Here is a 20,441-nt window from a genome sequence, read left to right as displayed (position 1 = left end):
CCCCCCCCCCCGATCCAGGCCGCACAAGGAATTTGCAATGAGCACTGCGGGAAGTACCTCGGCTTTTAAATCAGGTGCCAGAGATTTGCCGCTCTCTGGGGTCCGGGTGGTCGAAATGAGCCACATGGTGATGGGGCCTAGTTGCGGGATGGTTCTCTCGCAACTCGGTGCCGACGTCATCAAGGTCGAGCCGATTGGCGGCGACAAGACCCGCCATCTAAAGGGCATGGGTATCAGTTTTTTTCCGCTGTTCAGCAGAGGGAAGGAAAGCATCGAGCTAGATACGTCGTCAGTTTCCGGCCAGGCCGAACTCGACAGACTTCTATCGAGTGCTGACGTTTTCATCGAGAATTTCAAGGACGGTACCGTAGCCACGCTCGGTCTAGACGCCGCCACGCTCCGTTCCCGATATCCAGACCTCATCATCTGCTCGCATAAGGGATTTCTCTCAGGCCCTTATGAGCATCGCCCGGCGCTCGATGAGGTCGTGCAAATGATGACCGGTCTTGCTTACATGACCGGATCCCGAGAGCGACCGCTGCGCGCCGGTGCATCCGTAAACGACATCATGGGCGGCCTGTTTGGCGTGATCGGCATTCTCGCTGCTCTGCTCGACAGGCGAAGTGGAAAAGGTGGTGCCGAGGTTCGCGTTGGCCTGTTCGAGAACTGCCTCTTCATCGTCGCGCAGCATTTAGTCCAATATCAACTAACGGGCGTTCCGGTCCCGCCGATGTCGGAGCGTATGCATGCCTGGCCGGTCTATGATATTTTCGAGACCGCCGATCATGAACGTCTCTTTGTCGCGGTAACGACCGACACAAGCTGGACGGCGTTCTGCAAGACTTTCGACCTCGAAGAGCTACTCCTCGATCCAGGCTTGCAAACCGTCTCCGAGCGGATCGCAGCCCGCGAGCGCACGATTCCCGTCATCGCTGCGCAACTCCGGACGAAGCCCTTGTCCAGTCTCGAAGCCGAACTGGACGCGCTAAGCATTCCGTTCGCGAGAATCAGCGCACCGGAAGACATGCTCAATGACCCCCATGTGCTCCGCTCAGGCGGACTGGTCTCGGCCGAGCTGCCGGACGGAACAGTTGTTCGCATCCCCTCTCTTCCCATCGAATTTAATGGCCGCGCGATGTCGCACGACACAGCGGTGCCAGCCCTTGGCTCGCGCGATAACGCTCAGAGTATGGGAGCGGCATTGGGATGACCGACCTTACTGACCTGTATCCGGCCGACCGGATCGTCCTGCGTGAGGTTGGCCTTCGTGACGGCCTTCAGATGGTCCGCCAGTTTCCGAGCACGCACCAGAAGCAGCGGTGGATCGAACTCGCCCGCGACGCTGGGGTTCGAAACTTCGAGGTTGGATCCTACCTTCCCGCGCAACGCTATCCGCAATTCGCCGATATCGAGGACATCGTGTCGGCCGGGATGGATAAGCCTGGGATCCGCTTGTCCACATTGGTCCTCAACAAACGCGGTGCGATGCGAGCCTTGGAAGGCGGCGCGCATGAAATCATGTTCGTCGTCTCCGCATCCGAGGCACACAATCTCGCGAATGCTAATCGCAGCAGGTCGGACACGCTTCGAGAAATCGAAGAGGCAATCGCGCTCAGGAAGGATATGGTCGACGCACCGGTCGCAGCCGTTGCGATCGCGATGTCCTTCGGCTGCTCCATTGCCGGAAAATCCGCCGTCGAGCCAAAGGATGTTCTCGATATCGCAGGGCGAGCCTTGGAAGCGGGCGCGCAGGTTATCAATATCGCCGACACAGTCGGTTATGGCGGCCCAACGGAAGTCCGGACGATCGTTCGCCAGTTCAGGTCTGCTTTCCGCGACGTGCCGCTCGCCTTTCATTTCCACGACACGCGCGGGGTTGGGCTCGCCAACGCCGCCGCGGCCCTGGAAGAAGGGGTCACCATTCTCGACGCTTCCATCGGCGGACTCGGTGGATGCCCGTTCGCGCCTGGCGCGACCGGAAACATCGTCTTCGAGGACCTCGTGTTCCTCGCCCACACCATGGGTCTGGATACTGGCATCGATCCGACGCGCTTGATGGATGTGCGTCAACTCATCGACGTGGCCATGCCCAATGAACAGACTTACGGTCAGTTCCGGCGTGCCGGGCTTCCCAAGGCATGAAACTGATGAAATTTGCTCAGCGCGACGCCATCCCGTATATCGTTGAGAGCCTGTTCGGTGGCAGTGATGCACATCCGATTTATTCAGACGTCCTAATTCCGCGCCAGCGACGTCATCCGATGCCTGTCGTGATGGTTCACGGTGGCTGCAACACGGGCACGTGCTTTCTTCGCACACCGGATGGGCGGCCTGGATGGGCACATGATTTCGCAGCCGCCGGGATCGAGACATACGTGATCGATTGGCCGGGACATGGTCGCTCGCCGATGCGCGACAAATTTCTCTCCCTCTCGAGCCGGGATGTCCGTGACTCTATCGCGGTGTTCCTGCGTCAGATCGGGCCGTCGATCCTTCTTGCGCACTCTGCCGGAGGGCCTTTGATCTGGTCGCTGGCAGAGACTTGCGATGATCTCGTTGGCGGTCTCATCGGTGTCGCACCGGGCCCGCCGGCCAATCTCGTACCGACGATGGACGCTGCGGGCGAGGCGAAGGAGGGTGTTCAGGAGGACGCCGAAGGCGGTTTCCCGATTAAAGCGCGCGTGAACGAACTGTTCTTCGTCGATGAGGATTTCGTCCGGGAATATTGGTTTAGCGGCCCAGCGGCGCCCGAAGGCGCGGCGGCCTCATTCTATCGAAGCGTCGTTCCCGAAAGCCCGCGAATCATCAACGAGAGGTTCAACGTCACGGGCGACGGCATTCGTGTCGACGACCCAATGTTGGTCGGACGCCGCCCGACGCTCATCGTTGGCCCTGAGTGTGATCCTCGGCATCCCCGTCATATCGACCAAGCCACAGCCGACATGTTCGGGGCCGAACTCGTCTGGCTCCCAGACCATGGGATCAACGGCAATGGTCACATGATGATGGGCGATACCAACAGCCAAGCGATCGCTGACCTGATAGTGAAGTGGATCCTCGAGACAGTTCCGGGGTCCAGCGCTTTCTCCTGACCGATAAGGGTTGCCATGCGTCATCTCGGAAAACCGGCATTTGATGAATTGCGATCGGGAGCAGGAACCCTGTTGGGCGCCCTCCTCGGCATGATGATCGGCATATCGGCGTTGCCTTATTACAGCTTTGGTATCTTCCTGAGCGCGATTGAATCGGGTGAACATTGGTCACGGACTGAGATAGCCTTTGCACAGACGGTCTGGGCTCTGGCGCTTGCGTGCGCATCCCCTGCAGTCGGATTCCTGATCGACCGTTTCGGGTTCCGGCGGCCCGTCGGTCTTTCGTTCTTGCTCATGGCGTTATCGCAACTTGCCATTGCCTATTTCGCCCGTTCACCCATCGCATTCATCGCACTTTATGCGCTCATGGCGCTAAGCGGGGCCGCCACCTCGCCGCTTCCGTTTGCCAAACTCGTCGCAGCGCGGTTCACCAAGGCAAGGGGCATCGCGCTCGGCATCACGCTTGCCGGGACTGGTGTCGCGACGTTCATCGCGCCGCGCTTCCTTGCCGAGATTATTGCGGCTCACGGCTGGCGCGGCGGATACCTCGCGCTAGCGCTCACCGTCGCGATCGTAGCACCTATCGTGCTCCTGCTTGCGAAGGGCACCGTGCAAACGGACGCGGCGACCGGCGCGGAAGCGAAGGCCGGGGTCAGCTTTCGAGAAGCATGCAGAGGCCGTATCTTCTGGCAACTCAACATAGCCTTTGGTGTCGTGACGCTCGCCTCGGCCGGCCTCATCGCTCACATGGTGCCGATCATGCGCCAGTCCGGGGCATCGCCTGCGGATGCCGCGGCCGTGATCAGTTGGGTCGGCCTCTCGGTCGTGATCGCTCGGCTGACCATAGGATTGCTGGTCGATCTATTGCCGATCCGCACGGTCGCGGCCGGCGTCTTCGCCTTCACGTCCTTTGGAATAGTCGCGCTATCCACAAACGGTGTGAGCGCGGCTCCTCTGACCGCGCTCGGTCTTGGCTTCGCGCTGGGAGCCGAGGTTGACCTTATGGGTTATTGCACCGCCCGGTATTTCGGTTTCCGAGACTACGGATCAATCTACGGCGTCCAGTACGGCATCTCGATCATCGGCGTGGCACTGAGCCCCGCTTGGATGGGCTGGCTCGCTGGCGATAATTCCTACGCTCTTGTTCTTGTTATTGCCGCTGTCGGCACTGCCATCGGCGCAGTGATGGCCCTCGCCCTGCCACGGGAAAAGGGGCTGCCGATCGCCGGCACCCAAACCGAGCCGGCCTGATCGGATGCGCCGTCCTCCTCCATCCGGGAGACTTTGGTGTGCGCTCGCGAGAAGGCTCGCTCGACCTTGATTTCGTCGTTCGCCAAAGGTGTCGCCCGCGACATCGACGCGGTCCGAGCCGCAGTCGCATTGGCACATCGCATCCGGCGAACCAGCAAGCAGATCGTCACCGGGCGACCTTGCCACGGCAAATCTGCATAACAGCGCCGATAATGGCTGTGCGTTCTCGTCGATGCTTTTCGGCAGGTCGGACAGCGAGCAGCCCGACGGCGAGCACGACAGACGACGACAACGCGATCGCGGCAAGTGGCGACCTGCTCCACAACGAACTCGTGAGACACGAGCGGCAAAAGGCGTTTGGGCATGGTTCGGCAAGACTCCCAATGATGGAGCCTCTATGAATCAGCGAGATTCATGGTTTGTTTCCCTCCCCTGCACCGAAACTGTGGGAGCGCCCCGTTCCGGGGCATTTTACTCCGCCATCAACAGCCGCTTGACAGGGAATACCACATATAAATCCCGCTCCACGACCAATTGCCCGATCTTGGCGTGCAACGTGGATGGGACCGGTTGCTGGCGCGGGGAACATTCTGCCGCGTGGATTGCCAGATCATGTGGACGAGATCGCTCTCGCCGGTGAAGGTGAGGTTCGCTGCCAACGCCGAGCAGAGTCGAGATCGCAACGCCCTTGAGCAGCGCCCAGCCTCCGACGAATGGCATTCATGGGGAAGACGGTCAGGCCGGCGCCAAATTTGCTTGCTTGACGTCTGCAAATATCTTCTGCAACGATGATAGCGGAGATTCGCTAATGGGAGTCCGGGCGCCTCGTCCAACGTGCGCAGAAATTCGTTCGTCATATAACCGCGAAACATCAGTATTAATTCATTTATATAATGATATATTTTTTAAATATAAAAGTAAAATTTGAAAAAATATGTAAAAGGACCGGGGATATGCGTGATATAGGTAAATTTATTCAAACAAAAAATGCTGTAAAGATTTCAGCAATGCTGCTGGCAAGTGGGTCAAGCGTCCCGCTACTAGCTCAGACTGCATCAAATAACGCTCAGGTGGGCAAGCATTCGGGTTCGGTGGATTCCGATAAGGGCATTCAAGAGATCGTCGTTACCGCGCAAAAAAGAGCGGAGAGTGCAAACTCGGTGCCCATTTCGATCACGGCTCTGAGCGGTGACGCGCTGGTGAAGCAGGGCATTTCGCAGCCATCGGATTTGGTGAAGATCGTGCCGGGCTTCAACTTCACCACCAGCAATTATGGCACGCCGGTCTTCACCCTTCGAGGAATAGGCTTTTACGACGTCAGTCTAGGTTCATCGCCGACGGTGAGCGTCTATGTCGATGAAGTGCCCCTCGCCTTTTCGGCGATGACGCGCGGGGCCTTCCTGGATGTCGAACGCGTGGAGGTGTTGAAGGGGCCTCAGGGGACGTTGTTCGGACAAAACTCGACGGGCGGCGCGATCAATTATATCGCCGCCAAGCCCACCAGCAGTTTTCGCTCGGGCGGTGACGTGACCTTCGGACGGTTCAACCGGCTGGATGCCCAGGCCTTTGTCAGCGGTCCCCTATCGGATACGATCTCAGCAAGGCTAGCCGTCCGCACGGAGCAGGGAGGTGACTGGCAGAAAAGCCAGACACGGGATGCCGGGCTGGGCCAGGTGGATCGTCTCTTCGGTCGACTGATGCTCGACATCCATCCCAATGACCGCTTCAGGGTAAGCCTTCGCGCTGACGCATGGCAAGATCATTCGGATAGCCAGGCATCACAGCTCATCTTTGTGAACGGCAACCCGGCCAGAACGCCTGCGGTCGTGCGGAATTCACCGCTCGCCCCGGCCGACGACCGATCCGCGGACTGGGATCCCGGTGCGGATTTTCAACACGACGACAAATTCTTCCAAGGGTCGGCCAGGGCTGAGTATGATCTGACCGACGATATCAAGCTGACGAACATCAGCGCCTACAGCCATTTCAAAAGCTACTCTCCCACGGACGCAGACGGGACGCAGTATCAGAACTTCCTGGGCGTTCAGCACGGCGCCATCGATTCCTATTACAACGAAGCGCGCGTTTCGGGAGACATGGTCAAGCTCAAATGGGTTCTCGGCGGTTCCTATCAGCATGACAAAGTGGACGATTATCTCAACGGATATCATTCACAGTCCAGCCTTCCTTTCCCGACCAGCGTCGCCCTCAATTTTCAGAAGGCCACCACCTGGGCGGCTTTCGCGAATGCAGACTATGAGATTCTCTCTGGCCTGACGGTACAGGGGGGTATCCGCTACACCAGCCAGAAGCGCGCGTTCAGGGGATGTTTCGCCGATACCGGGGATGGGACCTTTGCGGCCGTCCAGAGCACGGTTGCGAGCGCGGCCAACGGTCGACCAATCGTGATCGCGCCGGGTTCCTGCGTCACGCTCGACGCGAACTCCCTGCCTGTTACGGTGACAAACCAGCTGGATCAGGACAATATCTCCTGGCGAGCCGGTTTCAGTTGGCAGCCGCGGTCGCGGCTGCTGCTTTATGCCAATGTCAGCCGAGGGTATAAGGCCGGAAATTTCCCGACGCTGGGCGCGTCGAGATCGTTTTCGTATACGCCCGTCACGCAAGAGTCCCTGCTCGCCTACGAAGCGGGTTTCAAGGCGACGCTGGCTGACCGCACGCTACAAATCAACGGCGCAGCGTTCTATTACGACTATAGCGACAAGCAGATCAGAGGGCGCCTGCTCGATACGATCCTGGGCGTGACCGGCAATGCGCTGGTCAACATCCCGAAATCTCGCGTCCAAGGTTTTGAAGCGCAGGTCACATGGGTGCCTGTGTCCAATCTTCAGATCAATACCGGCGTCACCCATATCGACAGCCGCATCAAGGGACCCTTCTTCAACTACACCAATTTCGCGCAGCTCCTGGATTTCGGAGGCGAATCCTATCCGCTGACACCGAAATGGCAGATGACGGGCGATGCGGAATATTCGGTCCCCATCGCCGACGGCAAGCGGTTCTTCCTCGGGGCGAGCGGTACCCATCAAAGCCGAACCAATGCCGCCTTCGGCGAACTCCCGATTCTGGCCATCAAGGCCTATACGCTTGTGGATCTGCGAGCCGGGATAGGTGGGGATGACAACAAATGGCGGGTGACGGCCTGGGTAAAGAATGTCGGCAACACCTATTACTGGAACAACACGACCACCGGTATCGACACGACCTATCGTTTCACGGGAATGCCGCGCACCTTCGGCCTTTCCGTAAGTCTGCGGAATTGAGACGGTCGAGTTCCCGGACGGCGCGGCCGCTGTCCAAAGGGCTCCGTCCGCCGACCATCGCGGTGGCCTCGGCTCCATGAGCCCGCTATGACGTTCCATCGAATGGCGCGCCGCGCGATCTCTTGGCTTCACCGGGTAAATTTCTTAGGTAGTCTGGTATAAATGCGGGCAGGAACGGAATGTGCGCTTGGCGCACTGGAATGGAGAAACCTGGTACGCCCGGACGACCTGGTGGTCTGGGCGCAGGGATGCGCCGAACCCACCGGCCTAACGGGATCGCTCATCGCAGCCCGGGCGGAGGCTGGCGGCTTCAGGGCCTTTGTCGGTATCAGTCACGGCGCGAGCGCTGACCCCGCGAATAGCGACTATATCTCCTACCGATCCTATTGCGGCACCGGCAATAACCGCAAGCTCGGTGAAAAGCTCGACATCATGCCGATACACTATACGGCACTCGCGCCGACCTTGGCGGCCGAAGCACCCGTCGTCCTGCTGACGCTCGCCGAGGGCGACGACGCTGATCATTTCAGCTTCGGCATGGCCGGGGACTATATCGGCGACCTGTTGCACCGCGCCCGCCTCGTGATAGCGGAGGTGAGTCCGCACTATCCGCGCACAGGAACCGGCAAGGCCATTTCAAGACATGCCTTGGACCTGATCGTCAGGACGCAATCGGTTCCCCTGCTTTCGTCTGCTTCGCGTTTGGGACCTCCCGAGCAGAGGATTGCCAGGCACGTCGCGGGTATCATCGAGGACGGCTCGACCTTGCAGCTTGGTCTGGGCAACATTCCGGCCGCCATTCTCGATGCATTGTCATCGCATCGCGATCTCGGCATCCATTCCGGCATGATCGTCGACGGCGTGGCGGATTTGGCGGAGGCAGGCATCATAACGAATGCCCGCAAGTCGATCGACCAGGGTCTGACCGTGACCGGACTGCTGAGCGGCAGCGAGCGGCTCATGCGTTGGGCCGACCGCAATGGCGCGCTCAGCCTGCGACCGACCAGCTACACGCACGACGCCAATGTTCTGGCCTCGATTGACCGATTTGTTGCGATCAATTCGGCGATCGAAATCGACCTTACCGGTCAGGTGAACGCCGAGGTGGCGGGTGGACGATATGTCGGTGCGGTCGGCGGTGGCGCCGTCTTCCTGCGCGGCGCTCACGCTTCACGCGGGGGGCTACCGATCATCGCGCTGCCCTCTTGCGCCGGCGATTCCAGCCGTATCGTTGAAACGCTCTCCGGGCCGGTGAGCACCGCGCGATCCGATGTCGGCATTGTCGTCACCGAGCACGGGATCGCCGATCTTCGCGGCGCGAGCATTGCCGAGCGGCGGCGTAGACTGCTGGCGATTACCGACCCGACTCATGTCGCGAAACTCGAGCAGGGTTCTGGCACGAACAATTTGTGAGAAGGCAACGCCGCCAACCATGAAGAGTGCACTTCTGATCGGCGGCGGCGGCCCCACCGGCCCCCATATCGCCCGCGGACTTGTCGAACGCGGTTTCGGCCTGACACTACTCAACAGGGGCATCCATTCCGCACCTGGGTTGCCGGCGCACGAGCTGATCCGTGCCGATCCTCATTTCCCGGACGCATTGGACCAGGCATTACGGGGCCGCGAATTCGACCTAGTGATCGCCACATACGGCCGGACGCGCCATGCAGCGCAAGTCCTTGCCGGGAGGTGTGCCCGATTCCTCGCCGTCGGCGGGACCCCGGTCTATGTCGGGCAGATGATGCCGGGAAGGCTCCGGCCGTTCGGCGCGCGTGTGCCGCTTCGCGAAACCGATCAACTTGCCGATCGAGTGAACGAGACGGACAGGAATGCCGGCGAATTCAGCCATCTGGTGTGGCAGACTGAGCAGGCGATCCTGCGGCTTCATGAAAAGGGCGCCTTCGCCGCGACACTCTTCCGCTATCCGCGCATCTATGGTCCGCGCCAGCTGGTTCCGGTCGAATGGTCGATCGTGAAGCGCGTTCGCGACGGGCGCCGACAGATGATCCTCGCCGACGGTGGATTGACGATCCAGGCCCGCTGTGCGGCGCGCAATGCCGCGCAATTCATTCTCCTCGCGCTCGATCGACCGGAGGCGTCCAATGGCCAGATATACAACTGCGCCGATGATGTGCAGGTCACGTGGCGGCAGCTGATGGAGGAGATCAACGCCATAATGGACGGCGATATGGCGATGTTATCGATGCCCGAACGGCTCGCCGGTGCCACGCTCGGCTATGCGACGCTGCAGGACCAGTCGAGCCATGTATTTCTGGATATCACCAAGGCGCGTCTCGAGCTGGGCTATGCCGATGTGATCGAACCGCGCGTCGCACTTGAAGAGACGGTTGCTTGGCTGTTGGAGAATCCAATTGCGGACAGCGCTTTCCCTTATGATCGGTTCGATTATGCAGGGGAAGACCGTTTGATTGCGGCCTATCAAAGCGCCATGGAAGAGGTCGAATACGCCAACCCTTGCTTCCAACCCGTCCCGGTTCATGCCTATCCCCATCCGCGGGAGCCGGGCCTGCGGAAGGATCACAAGGGGCGATGACTTTGTCGATGGGAAAGCCTTCGGATTTTCCGTCATTTTCTTGCTTGTCATTGGCAAGTTTATGGTATGCGCCTTATCGATCTTGTGAGACGTCCAACGGAGAGTGATCATGACGAACAAGAAAACGGTCCCCGAATTTCCTCAAGGCGTAGCGCTGATTTTCGGCGGGTCGGGCGGCCTTGGGCGGTCCGGCGCTTTGCTCATGGCGGAACGCGGTTCCGACATCGTCATCACGTATAATTCGCGCCGCGAGGTCGCCGAGGAAACCGTGCGCGAAATCGAAGCCATGGGTCGCAAAGCGCTGGCGCTCCAGTGCGATGTCACTGACTATGGCAGTGTGGCTGATGTCGTGAAACGTAGCGTCGAGTTCGGCTCGCGGCTGCACACGGTGGTGACCGCGGGTGGCCTGGTGTTCGACACCGGCCCGCTTATCGACTTCAAACCGGAATCGTTTCGCGCGGTGATCGAAACCGATGTCTTCGGCTTCTTCAACATCGCCCGCGCGACAGTGCCGCATCTGCGTGGCCAAGGCGGTTCGATCGTCGCGCTAATCACCAGCGCGGTGGCGCGGACCGTACCTACGGACGCGCTCTCCGCGACTCCCAAGGCCGCCGTTTCGATGATGGTGCGCCACCTCGCAGCTGAGGAAGCGCGCCATAACATCCGCGTCAATGCGATCGGCCCCGGCGTGATCGACGGTGGCATGGTGGTCGCGCTACGCGAAACCCCGGCGAAGGATTTGCTCGATATGGCGGTCGATGTTACCCCGATGGGGCGTCTTGGCACGGTCGATGAGATCGGCGAGGCAATCGCTTTCCTCGCATCGAGCAGGGCATCCTACATCACCGGGCAGCTGCTCATGGTCGATGGAGGCCTTTCGGGCTGACTATGACATATATGGGGGGCATAATTGGTGCCCCTGCATTCCTTTCCGCTTACAGATCCTCGCGCGGTTAATCCGACCATAGCGTCGTTGGCCTCGATAGGGGCCTTGGCAATGTTTGTCGGCAGAATTTGACGGCTGGCGGAAACCGCCCGCGGGTCGAGACATCAAAGATCGGGCGCGCGCCTCCGAAACACGGATCCCAGAACGAAGAGAGTGCACATTAGCGCAATCCCTGCCGCGGGCAGCATGAACGCAAGGAGTCCTGCCTGGCTGACGCCCGACCGAAGCGCGAAACCGAGCGTGATAGGCGCCACGATCGCCCCAAGCCGGCTGGCAGCCATCGCCGCGCCAAGGCTGGTCGCGCGCGCCTCGGGTGGATAACAAGCAGGAACGATTGAAAAAAGCAGAAGCTGGCCGGCGATGACGGTGAGGCCAATCGAGCCCATCGCCAAAAGCGCGGCAATCGGTGTCTGTGCTGCGAAAAAGAAGATGAGCGCCGGCACGGAACCGAGGCCCGCTATCGTCGCCGACGCCTTCCTAAAGCCGCGATCGAACAAGGTCGCGTAGCTGAAGTTCGCCAGCATCGCGCAGGGACCAACCATGGCGGTGGCAAAGCCAATAGTTTGATCCGACAGCCCCCGGGCGCCGAGCAGGACTGGTGACCAGCTGGCAATGGCATTCATGTTGAACGCCAGGCAGAAGTTCGCACAAGCTAAAAGCAATGTCACCGGCAGCCGACCTTCGGCGATGAGTATCTTGCGCAGGTCGATGCGAAACTGCCCACTGTCTGGGTCGATCTCGCGGCAGTCAGGTACAAGATAGGTGAAAAAGGGCAGGAACAATGCTGCGAGAAGCGCGGCGGCCCAATAGACCCCCCGCCAGGTTATGGTGCCGGCACCAAATACGATCATCACCGCCGCCGAAAGTCCGCCCACGGCACCGCCGCCAGTCACGATCGCGATCGCACGTCCACGAACCTGGGGGCTGACCTGCGCCGCGGCAAGGGCGATGAGATTGGGGAAGGCCGCCCCTAGGCCCAGGCCCACCGCGAAGCGGGAGATCAGCAGCCACGAGAAGCGGCTCGTCGTTGCGCCGACGCTCCAAAACAACGCCACTATCAGAAAGGTGCAGAGGACCATGCGATTGCGCCCATGACGGTCGCCCATGACCCCGCCGCAGGATGTGCCGATGAAGAATCCCGCCAGCATGACGGTTATCGACAGCCCGAACTGGTTCTGGGCGAGCTTTATCTCGCGCATCAATGAGGCACCGGTAAGACCGATGGAAGGAAGGCAGAAACCCTCGCTGACGGCCAACAGCGCGCAAAGCATGATGGCGATGCCCTGCCGTCGTCTAGCGGGAGCGGACTGGTCGCCAGGCGATGGCGGGCCCCGTCCCAATGTTTCGGATACGGAGCGTTCCGTCATCATGTCAGGCAGCCTGGCGCTGTCGCGCATCACGATCCCCGAACGTTTCACTGTACCGCGAGAGCCGCGCTGGCGCGCTCGGTTGCCAAATTGCAGAATACATCGTTTCGCAGGATCCCTTGGTCGATGTGGAGTCGATGGAAAGCCGTTCCGCTGGTCAGGTGCGTTCGATGATCGTCGCGACGCCCATGCCGCCAGCGACGCACAGTGTTATGAGACCCGTCGAGAGGTCGCGCCTTTCCAGCTCGTCAAGCACGGTGCCAAGCAGCAAAGCTCCCGAAGCGCCGAGGGGGTGCCCGAGGGCGATAGCCCCGCCATTCACGTTCACCTTTTCGAGCTCCAGCTTCATCTCGTCGACGACGTTGAGGACAACTGCGGCGAAAGCCTCATTGACCTCAAAAAGGTCAATGTCCGCGGCAGTCATCCCGGCCCGCGCCAGTGCTCGCTCTGACGCGGGCGTAGGCCCGGTCAGCATGGCGGTCGGGTCCGAGCCGATCGAGGCCCAGGCGCGGATTTTCGCCCTAGGCTTCAGGCCATAGCGCTCGCCGGCTTCGCGCGAGCCCAACAGGACGGCAGCGGCGCCATCGACGATCGCGCTGGAATTTCCCGCCGTGTGCACATGCGACATCCGCATGAGTTGCGGATAGGCCAGCTTAGCCCGCTCGCCATAGCCCTGCTCGCGCGTCATCTTCGCGAAGGCGGGTTCGAGCCGCCCGAGGGTGTCCTTCGTGGTCTGTGGCCGGATGTTGTCATCACGCTCCAGGACGGTCACCCCATTGACGTCCCCGACCGGAATGACAGATCTATCGAAATGGCCGCCTGCCTGCGCCGCCGCAGCGCGCTGCTGGCTCGATACCGCATAGCCGTCGACGTCATCCCGGCTGTAGCCACGCAGCGTAGCGATCAGATCGGCGGCTACCCCCTGCGGAATGTAGCGCGTCAGGAACGTTTCGCGAGGATCGGACACCCAGGCGCCCTGATCGCTACCCATGGGCACGCGCGACATGCTCTCGACGCCCCCCGCGACAGCGAGCCCGGCCTGACCCGCCGCTATCTGTCCGGAGATCATGTTCACGGCATCGAGGCCCGAGGAGCAAAAACGGTTCAAATGGGCTCCCGGAACGGACGGATCATAGCCCGCAGCCAGAACGGCCGAGCGCGCGATGTCTCCGCCCTGCTCGCCGAACGGTACTACGCATCCCAGCACGACCTCCTCGATAGCATCGGTCGGAAACGCGTTTCGCTCATGCAGCGCGCGCATCGGCGCAGCTGCCAACCGTATCGGCGTGACTCGTTGGAGCGCCCCATCTCGGACTTTCCCGCGCGGCGTTCGTAAGGCATCGTAAATGAAAACATCGTTCATAATCCACTCCTGCGAACCATCTCGGCACGTTTAATTCGCCGGCGAACCGCTCTCGCGGTAAGCCGGGAGCTCTTCGAAGCTCAGCACTACTTTCACGCATTCCCCTCCGCTTTGCGCGGCTATGGCCTGATTGATCTGCGCGAAGGGGAATATCCGGATCAATCGGTCGAAAGGGAGCTGGCCCCGCTTGTAGAGATCAATCAGGAAGGGGATGAAGGTGTCAGGATCGCTATCGCCTTCGAGAATACCGCGAATGGTCAAGCCGCGGTTGATGACGTCGATCAGGTCACCAGGCGGCGATGTGCCCAGCGGAGGCACGCCTACGATGCCGTAGACCGCCCTGTTGGCAAGCGCGGCCAGTACCGATCGCTGCACATCGGGATGTCCCGTCGTGTCGAGCGCATAGTCGACGCCGCCGTCTTCGATCTCCCGGATAGCACGTCCCAGCTTCGTCGAGGGATCGGGCGCGATCACATCAGTCGCGCCGAGCGACAGTCCGAGTTCGCGGCGAGCGGCGACCGGTTCGACAAGAATGATCCTGCGGCAGCCGACAATGCGGGCCGCCATCACCGCGCTCAAGCCTACGGGGCCACCTCCGACGATCAGGATGGATGACCCGGCTTTGCAATCGAGCGAGCGCATCACCGCGCCGGCGCCTGTCTGCACGCCGCAACCCAGCGGCCCCATCAGCCGAAGGTCCACATCGTCGGGAACCTTCACGACATTGCTCTCGTAAGCCAGCGCATAAGTCGCGAAGGAAGACTGGCCGAAGAAGTTGCTGCCTACGGGACCATCGTCCGACCGAATCGCACAGGAACCATCGGGCCGCCTGCCGACGTAATTCAGTTGCGCCATCGTATCGCAATAGGCAGGGTTCCCCCCTGTGCATCGGGCACACCGGCCGCAGGACCGGAAAGTCAAAGCAACGCGATCGCCGGGCGACACCTTGCTGACCGCGCTGCCGACCTTCTCGACGAATCCCGCACCTTCGTGGCCAAGCACGGCCGGGAAAGGCACGACATTCGTTTCCCGAAAGAACAGGTCGGTATGGCAAATCCCCACACCCACGAGCCGGACCAGGATCTCGTCCTCTCGGGGTGGATCGAGCTCAAGCGGCCGGATAGAAAAGGGCTGCCCCGCGCCGGTGGTCACGGCTGCTTCAATCTTCAACGCGCATCATCCTTTCAACCTTGCCGTCGGACGATGGCGAGGCGTTCAGCCCAGTCATGTATCCCCCGATCCCGACCCCGCATAATTATCTTGCTTGCTTCACGCAAGTTCCGTAGGCCATAATCCCATCGAGCCGGATTGAAAGCACTTCGGAAGGCGCCCTCCCGGTTGAACATTGAAGGAAGAGAGGAACACCGATGATCCGGTTCGAAGTCGACGCAGAGGGCTTTGCGACGATCAGCTGGGATCTGGCGGACCGCCCAGTGAACATCCTCACGCCGGAAAGCCGCCTTGCCTTCGTCGAGGCGATCGACCGCGCGCTCGAATCGAAGGATGTAAAAGGGATCGTCATCACCTCGGCGAAGGACGATTTCATCGTCGGCGCCGATCTTGCTTTCCTGCAGAGCTTCCGTGGCGCACCGAGCGAATATGTGGCGGAGAAGATCAGTTTCTTCCGTGACGCGCTACGACGCCTCGAACGCTCCTCCAAGCCCGTCGTGGCCGCCGTCACCGGCACTGCGCTGGGCGGCGGTTTAGAAGTTTGCCTCGCTTGTAATCATCGCATCATAGCCGATCGGCCCAAGGCCAATCTCGGCTTACCCGAAGTCACGCTCGGCCTGATGCCTGGCGCTGGCGGGACTCAGCGTCTGCCGCGTATAATCGGCATCGAAAAGGCGCTGCCGTTGCTGCTCGAAGGCAAGACCGTATCGCCGCAGGAGGCACTGGCGCTGGGATTCATCGATCAGGTCGTTCCGGCTGACCAACTGCTGGACAGCGCCCGCGCGTGGCTTCGGGCAAATTGCGAGGCGGAGCAGCCATGGAATTCGCCACGCTTCAAGATGCCCGGGGCAGCACCTACAAGCCGGGAGGTCCATGCCCTGTTCATGGCTAGCGGATCGCGGGCGCAGGCGCGGTCACGGGACCTTATCCCCGCCCCTCAGGCCATCCTCTCCGCGGTTTTCGAAGGCTGCCGGATACCGATCGATCAGGCGCTTGCGGTGGAGCTTTCCTATTTTGTCTCGTTGCTGCGCGGAGATGTTGCTCAGAATATCATCCGCACCTCGTTTTTCAGCGTGAACGAGGCGAGGAAACTCGCCGCCCGGCCGATGGGCGTCGCGAAATTCGAGCCTGGGAAGCTTGGCATCATCGGCGCTGGATTGATGGGCAACGGTGTGGCGGAGGTCGCCGCCCTGGCGGGCCTCGACATTGTGCTAATCGACCGTGATGCCGTGGCGGCTGCAAAATCCCTTGAGCGAATCACCAGCTCGATCGAAGCGCAAGTTCGCAAGGGGCGTCTCTCCTCCACGCGCGCAAAGGAAGCACTCGCACGCATCACGCCTTCGGACAGCCTGCCCGCACTGACAGGCTGCGACGCTGTCGTCGAGGCGGTGTTTGAGGATCGGGCGGTAAAGACCGAAGTCATCAGGGGCGCGATCGCGGCAGCCGGACCCCATGTGCTCTTCGCCTCCAATACCTCGAAGATTCCGATTTCGGGGCTGGCGGAGAACAGCTCCCGGCCGGACCGCTTTATCGGCCTGCACTTCTTCTCGCCTGTGCCGCGGATGCCGCTGCTGGAAATCATTCGCGGCCAGGAGACATCGGACGAGACGCTGGCCCAGGCACTCGACTTGTGCAAGCTGCTTGGCAAGACACCCATCGTGGTTCGTGACGGGCCGGGCTTCTACACCAGCCGCTGTGTCAGCAGTTATCTCAATGAAGGGATTGCCCTGCTTGCCGAAGGTGTGTCGCCAGCAATCATCGAGAATAGCGGCCAGGCCGCCGGCATGCCGCTGGGTCCCCTCTCGCTAGCGGACGAGGTTGGCCTCGATCTCATGCATCAGATCCGCGTTCAGGAGCGCGCTGACAATGTCGTCCGGCGCAGCGGCGCAGAGTTCGAGATACTTGGCCGGCTCGTGACCGAACTGGGGCGACGCGGCCGCAAGGGCGGTGGCGGTTTCTTCGAATATCCTGAGGGCGCAGAGAAGCAGCTCTGGTCAGGCCTCGCCGAATTCTATGCCCCGCGCGCGGTCCAGCCGATGGGGCGGGCAATTCAGGAACGCCTGATGTATGTCCAGGCGCTGGAAGCGGCACGTTGCTTCGACGAGGATGTGATTGAAAGCGCGCGCGACGCCGACATCGGATCGATTCTCGGTTGGGGATTTCCCCGGCACACTGGCGGCGTCATCTCCTTCATCGATACAATCGGCATCGAGGCTTTCATCGAGCAGGCCGATGCGCTCGCGCAGCGATATGGCGAACGATATGAAGTGCCTTCGCATCTGCGCATGATGGCCTCGTCGGGCAAGACGTTCCACGCGCAAGTGCTGGCTGACAACGACGACGGCTCTGGCGAGTCCGGCGTACAAGCACCTTAGGGCTGCGTGGACGTGATCATCGCATGCTCATGAACTAGGAGAGGGATCAGGAATGCCAACGGCGCTCCAACCGCAATATGATTTCGCCATTATTGGTGCAGGCCTTACCGGCATGAACCAGATGTATCAGCTGAGGTCCATCGGCGCGACCGTCAGGGTGTTCGAAGCTGGCGAGGACGTCGGCGGAACCTGGCACTGGAACCGCTATCCCGGCTGCACATTGGATTCGGAAAGCTTCACCTATGGCTATGCCTTCGCCAAGGACATGCTTCAGGACTGGAACTGGTCGAAGCGCTACGCCTCACAGCCCGAGGTTCTGAGCTATTTCCGCGAGTTCGCCGATCGCTACGACATCCGCAAGGATGTGGAATTCAACACCCGCATCCTCTCAGCCCGGTACGACGAGCGTCATAATCTGTGGGAACTTGAAAAGGACAATGGCGAGGTCGCGACCGCGCGGTTCGTGATCACGGCCGTCGGTCTGCTGTCCGAGCCACTCGATCCGCCGATTCCGGGCAAGGGCGACTTCAAGGGCGAAGCCTATAACACGTCCAGCTGGCCGCGCGATCCAGACGGCCTGGGCGGCCTGCCCGGCATCAGTTTCGCGGGCAAGCGGGTGGCGGTGATCGGGACCGGCTCTACCGGCATTCAGGTGATCCAGGAAGTCGCCAAGACCGCCGACGAGCTGGTCGTGCTCCAACGGGACGCGAGCTGGGCTTTCCCGCTCGGCAACGAGAGCCTCGACGCCGAAAAGATGGCCGAGATCCGCAGCCGGTACGAAGAGATTTTCGCGACCTGCGACATGTCGCCCGGTGGCTTCTATTGCCTGCCGCAGATGACCTCCGCGCTCGACGTGACGCCCGAGGAACGGCGCACGCAGTTCGAGGCACTCTACGAGGAGTCCGGCTTCGGGCTTTGGCTCGGCAATTACCACGATGTGCTCGCGCCAGGGGAGGCCAATCGTCTCCTCGGCGAATTCGTCGCCGAGAAAATCCGCCAGCGGGTCAACGACCCGGCAGTGGCAGATGTTCTGATCCCCAAGGATCATGTGTTCGGATCACGGCGGGTTCCGTTGGAGACGAACTATTACGAGGTCTACAATCAGGACAATGTCCGCCTGGTCGATCTGATGAAAACGCCCATCATGCGCATCAATGACGAGGGTGTAGAGTTGAGCAGCGGACAGGTCGATCTCGACATGATCGTCTACGCGACCGGCTTCAAAGCCGTCCGCGGAGCGATCGATCGGATCGAGATCGTCGGTCGGAACGGCGAGAAGTTGAGCGCCAAGTGGCAGGACCGTCCTGTCACCTATCTGGGAGTCCAGTCCTCGGGTTTTCCGAACTTCTTCATGCAGCTCGGCCCCTATCACGGCGCCACCTTCTGCAATATTCCGCGTTGTGTGGAACACAGCGTCACTTGGCTCACCGAGTTATTCCGCCGGGCTCGAGAACAGGACGTCGACTATATCGAGGCGACGCCCGAAGCCGAGATCAAGTGGACGGACCAGGTTGCCGAAGAGGCCGCGCAATCGCTGTTCATGACCACCGATTCCTTCATCACCGGCTCGAACGCCGCAGGAGCTGCGCGGACGTTCCTATTCTATGCGTCGGGCAATCCGACCTATCGCCAGATCATCTCGGAAATCGCCGCCGATAATTATGCGGGGTTCGCGATGCTGAAGGCAGAAGCACCTGATGCACGCCCAAGTCCATCCGGCGGGCTGATGGGTGCTGTTCAAACACCCGACCATTAAATTCGGCCGACGCCAGGCCAGCTTACACGAGATGACAGATGACACACGAACATAATGGCAAGAGCGAACGCCAGGCCCAAATTCTCGAGGGCGTTCGCGTCATCGACATGACGAGCGTGTTGTTCGGTTCGTTCTCCACTCAGATTCTTGGCGATCTGGGAGCCGACATCATCAAGATCGAGGGACCTGGCCGGAAAGGGGGCGACATTCTGCGCTATGCCGGCAAGCCGCCAGTGACCAAAGGCATGGGACCTCTTTTCCAACATTACAACCGGAACAAGCGCTCTGTTCTGCTCGATGCTTCCGTGCCTGAGGACAAGGCCGCGTTGCTGCGGCTGATCGAGACGGCCGACATGTTCATCTCCAATGTCCGCATGAATGGACTTGCCCGGTTGGGGCTCGACTATGAGAGCCTCAAGGCCGTCAAGTCCGATCTCGTCTATGTTCATTGCACGGGCTATGGGGCTGACGGCCCCTATGCCTCACTGCAGGCCTATGACGACCTGATCCAGGCCGCGTCCGGCGCCACGGACCTGCTGCCGCGGCTCGATGGCAGCGAGGCGCCACGTTATCTCCCCTCGATGATTGCGGACAAGTCTTCGGGACTGTTCGGCGCCGTGGCGGCGTTAGCCGCGCTGATGCATCACCAGAAGACGGGCGAAGGGCAGTTCGTCGAAGTCCCCATGCTCGAATGCTTCACCTACTTCAATATGACCGAGCACCTCTATGGCCATACCTTCGTGCCGCCGACAGGTCCCGCCGCCTATAGCCGGGTCCTTAACCCCAATCGCCGTCTCTTCAAGACCAAGGACGGCTATCTGGCGATCCTCCCCCATGCCGACGATACCTGGGACATCTTCTTCGAGATGGCTGGCATGCCGCCCAACTCCTTCACCGGCGATCCGCGGTTTCAAACAGGCGCGCAGCGCAAAGAGCATATCTCCGAGATTTACGAGATGATCGAGAATGCCGCCCTCGCGCATACGGCCGACGAATGGGTGCGGATGCTCAGCGAGCGCAACGTCCCGTGCATGAAGGCACGCCACCTGGATGAAGTGATGGAGGATCCGCATCTCCAGGCGACTGGCTTCTTCATGCACCGACAGCATCCTACCGAGGGCGAATATGTCTCGCTTCGGCATCCGATCCGCTTCGACAAGACGCCGGCCACGATTCGCTATGACCCGCCACTGCCGGGAGAGCATACAGCGGAAGTATTGGCGGAAATTGGGCCGCAATCGAGGGACAGCGCCAAACGGGCGTCATCGGGGCGCGGCGATAACTGA

At 60.8% G+C, this 20,441-nt stretch carries 15 protein-coding genes; 11 read left to right on the top strand and 4 right to left on the bottom strand.

Annotated features, from left to right (window positions below; genetic code table 11):
- Nucleotides 1–37: 37 nt before the first annotated feature.
- The 4 genes from RUH75_RS03975 to RUH75_RS03960 are packed head-to-tail and all read left to right on the top strand — an operon-like array spanning nt 38 to nt 4,343.
- Nucleotides 38–1,210 (top strand): CoA transferase, encoded by a 1,173-nt coding sequence (locus RUH75_RS03975; protein ID WP_313802393.1) that lies wholly within the window; start codon nt 38–40, stop codon nt 1,208–1,210.
- Nucleotides 1,207–2,142 carry a hydroxymethylglutaryl-CoA lyase gene (locus RUH75_RS03970; protein ID WP_313802391.1) on the top strand — a complete coding sequence of 312 codons (936 nt, stop codon included), beginning with the start codon at nt 1,207–1,209 and terminating at the stop codon, nt 2,140–2,142. The genes RUH75_RS03975 and RUH75_RS03970 overlap by 4 nt, the downstream gene beginning before the upstream one ends.
- Nucleotides 2,139–3,092: an alpha/beta fold hydrolase gene (locus RUH75_RS03965; RefSeq protein WP_313802389.1), complete on the top strand. Its 954-nt coding sequence runs from the start codon at nt 2,139–2,141 to the stop codon at nt 3,090–3,092. The genes RUH75_RS03970 and RUH75_RS03965 overlap by 4 nt, the downstream gene beginning before the upstream one ends.
- A 15-nt stretch (nt 3,093–3,107) precedes the next feature.
- Nucleotides 3,108–4,343: an MFS transporter gene (locus RUH75_RS03960; protein ID WP_313802387.1), complete on the top strand. Its 1,236-nt coding sequence runs from the start codon at nt 3,108–3,110 to the stop codon at nt 4,341–4,343.
- Here RUH75_RS03960 and RUH75_RS23625 read toward each other — a convergent pair.
- Nucleotides 4,226–4,708, bottom strand: coding sequence for a transposase family protein (locus RUH75_RS23625; protein WP_409592315.1), 483 nt, complete (start codon nt 4,706–4,708; stop codon nt 4,226–4,228). The genes RUH75_RS03960 and RUH75_RS23625 overlap by 118 nt on opposite strands.
- Before the next feature lie 588 nt (nt 4,709–5,296).
- On the opposite strand from RUH75_RS23625, the gene RUH75_RS03955 reads away from it, so the two are divergent.
- From RUH75_RS03955 to RUH75_RS03940, 4 genes are all read left to right on the top strand, one after another.
- Nucleotides 5,297–7,624, top strand: a complete 2,328-nt coding sequence (locus RUH75_RS03955) for a TonB-dependent receptor (RefSeq protein WP_313802385.1) — start codon at nt 5,297–5,299, stop codon at nt 7,622–7,624.
- Nucleotides 7,625–7,786: 162 nt separating this feature from the next.
- The gene (locus RUH75_RS03950) at nt 7,787–9,037 is read left to right on the top strand and encodes an acetyl-CoA hydrolase/transferase family protein (RefSeq protein ID WP_313802383.1); all 1,251 of its coding nucleotides are present in this window, start codon (nt 7,787–7,789) and stop codon (nt 9,035–9,037) included.
- Entirely contained in the window at nt 8,949–10,178 is a 1,230-nt protein-coding gene (locus RUH75_RS03945) for a hypothetical protein (RefSeq protein WP_313802381.1), read from the top strand. The genes RUH75_RS03950 and RUH75_RS03945 overlap by 89 nt, the downstream gene beginning before the upstream one ends.
- A 109-nt stretch (nt 10,179–10,287) precedes the next feature.
- A complete protein-coding gene (locus tag RUH75_RS03940) occupies nt 10,288–11,064 on the top strand; it encodes an SDR family oxidoreductase (protein ID WP_313802379.1) in 777 nt (258 codons plus the stop codon).
- A gap of 164 nt (nt 11,065–11,228) precedes the next feature.
- On the opposite strand, the gene RUH75_RS03935 is transcribed toward RUH75_RS03940, so the two are convergent.
- The 3 genes from RUH75_RS03935 to RUH75_RS03925 form a co-directional block, all read right to left on the bottom strand.
- Complete coding sequence (locus RUH75_RS03935) at nt 11,229–12,494, bottom strand: MFS transporter (RefSeq protein WP_313802377.1); 1,266 nt, start codon at nt 12,492–12,494, stop codon at nt 11,229–11,231.
- A gap of 154 nt (nt 12,495–12,648) precedes the next feature.
- Nucleotides 12,649–13,854 carry an acetyl-CoA C-acetyltransferase gene (locus tag RUH75_RS03930; RefSeq protein WP_313802375.1) on the bottom strand — a complete coding sequence of 402 codons (1,206 nt, stop codon included), beginning with the start codon at nt 13,852–13,854 and terminating at the stop codon, nt 12,649–12,651.
- Between the two features lie 30 nt (nt 13,855–13,884).
- Entirely contained in the window at nt 13,885–15,024 is a 1,140-nt protein-coding gene (locus RUH75_RS03925; RefSeq protein WP_313802373.1) for an NAD(P)-dependent alcohol dehydrogenase, read from the bottom strand.
- Nucleotides 15,025–15,221: 197 nt separating this feature from the next.
- On the opposite strand from RUH75_RS03925, the gene RUH75_RS03920 reads away from it, so the two are divergent.
- The 3 genes from RUH75_RS03920 to RUH75_RS03910 are packed head-to-tail and all read left to right on the top strand — an operon-like array spanning nt 15,222 to nt 20,441.
- Nucleotides 15,222–17,399, top strand: coding sequence for a 3-hydroxyacyl-CoA dehydrogenase NAD-binding domain-containing protein (locus RUH75_RS03920; RefSeq protein ID WP_313802371.1), 2,178 nt, complete (start codon nt 15,222–15,224; stop codon nt 17,397–17,399).
- Nucleotides 17,400–17,451: 52 nt separating this feature from the next.
- On the top strand, nt 17,452–19,155 hold the full coding sequence (locus tag RUH75_RS03915) for an NAD(P)/FAD-dependent oxidoreductase (RefSeq protein WP_313802369.1): 1,704 nt from the start codon (nt 17,452–17,454) through the stop codon (nt 19,153–19,155).
- Nucleotides 19,156–19,193: 38 nt separating this feature from the next.
- Nucleotides 19,194–20,441, top strand: a complete 1,248-nt coding sequence (locus tag RUH75_RS03910; protein WP_313802367.1) for a CoA transferase — start codon at nt 19,194–19,196, stop codon at nt 20,439–20,441.

Origin of the sequence: Sphingobium sp. (assembly GCF_032153725.1) — a bacterium.
Taxonomy (GTDB): domain Bacteria; phylum Pseudomonadota; class Alphaproteobacteria; order Sphingomonadales; family Sphingomonadaceae; genus Sphingobium.
This window is presented reverse-complemented; position numbering and strand designations above follow the sequence as displayed.

Excerpts from the sequence above, each read along its gene's own strand:
- RUH75_RS03935 (WP_313802377.1), bottom strand. The coding sequence starts at position 12,494 with ATGATGACGGAACGCTCCGTATCCGAAACATTGGGACGGGGCCCGCCA.
- RUH75_RS03960 (WP_313802387.1), top strand. The coding sequence starts at position 3,108 with ATGCGTCATCTCGGAAAACCGGCATTTGATGAATTGCGATCGGGAGCA.
- RUH75_RS23625 (WP_409592315.1), bottom strand. The coding sequence starts at position 4,708 with ATGCCCAAACGCCTTTTGCCGCTCGTGTCTCACGAGTTCGTTGTGGAG.
- RUH75_RS03930 (WP_313802375.1), bottom strand. The coding sequence starts at position 13,854 with ATGAACGATGTTTTCATTTACGATGCCTTACGAACGCCGCGCGGGAAA.
- RUH75_RS03940 (WP_313802379.1), top strand. The coding sequence starts at position 10,288 with ATGACGAACAAGAAAACGGTCCCCGAATTTCCTCAAGGCGTAGCGCTG.
- RUH75_RS03920 (WP_313802371.1), top strand. The coding sequence starts at position 15,222 with ATGATCCGGTTCGAAGTCGACGCAGAGGGCTTTGCGACGATCAGCTGG.
- RUH75_RS03970 (WP_313802391.1), top strand. The coding sequence starts at position 1,207 with ATGACCGACCTTACTGACCTGTATCCGGCCGACCGGATCGTCCTGCGT.
- RUH75_RS03965 (WP_313802389.1), top strand. The coding sequence starts at position 2,139 with ATGAAACTGATGAAATTTGCTCAGCGCGACGCCATCCCGTATATCGTT.
- RUH75_RS03915 (WP_313802369.1), top strand. The coding sequence starts at position 17,452 with ATGCCAACGGCGCTCCAACCGCAATATGATTTCGCCATTATTGGTGCA.
- RUH75_RS03975 (WP_313802393.1), top strand. The coding sequence starts at position 38 with ATGAGCACTGCGGGAAGTACCTCGGCTTTTAAATCAGGTGCCAGAGAT.
- RUH75_RS03910 (WP_313802367.1), top strand. The coding sequence starts at position 19,194 with ATGACACACGAACATAATGGCAAGAGCGAACGCCAGGCCCAAATTCTC.
- RUH75_RS03955 (WP_313802385.1), top strand. The coding sequence starts at position 5,297 with ATGCGTGATATAGGTAAATTTATTCAAACAAAAAATGCTGTAAAGATT.
- RUH75_RS03950 (WP_313802383.1), top strand. The coding sequence starts at position 7,787 with ATGCGGGCAGGAACGGAATGTGCGCTTGGCGCACTGGAATGGAGAAAC.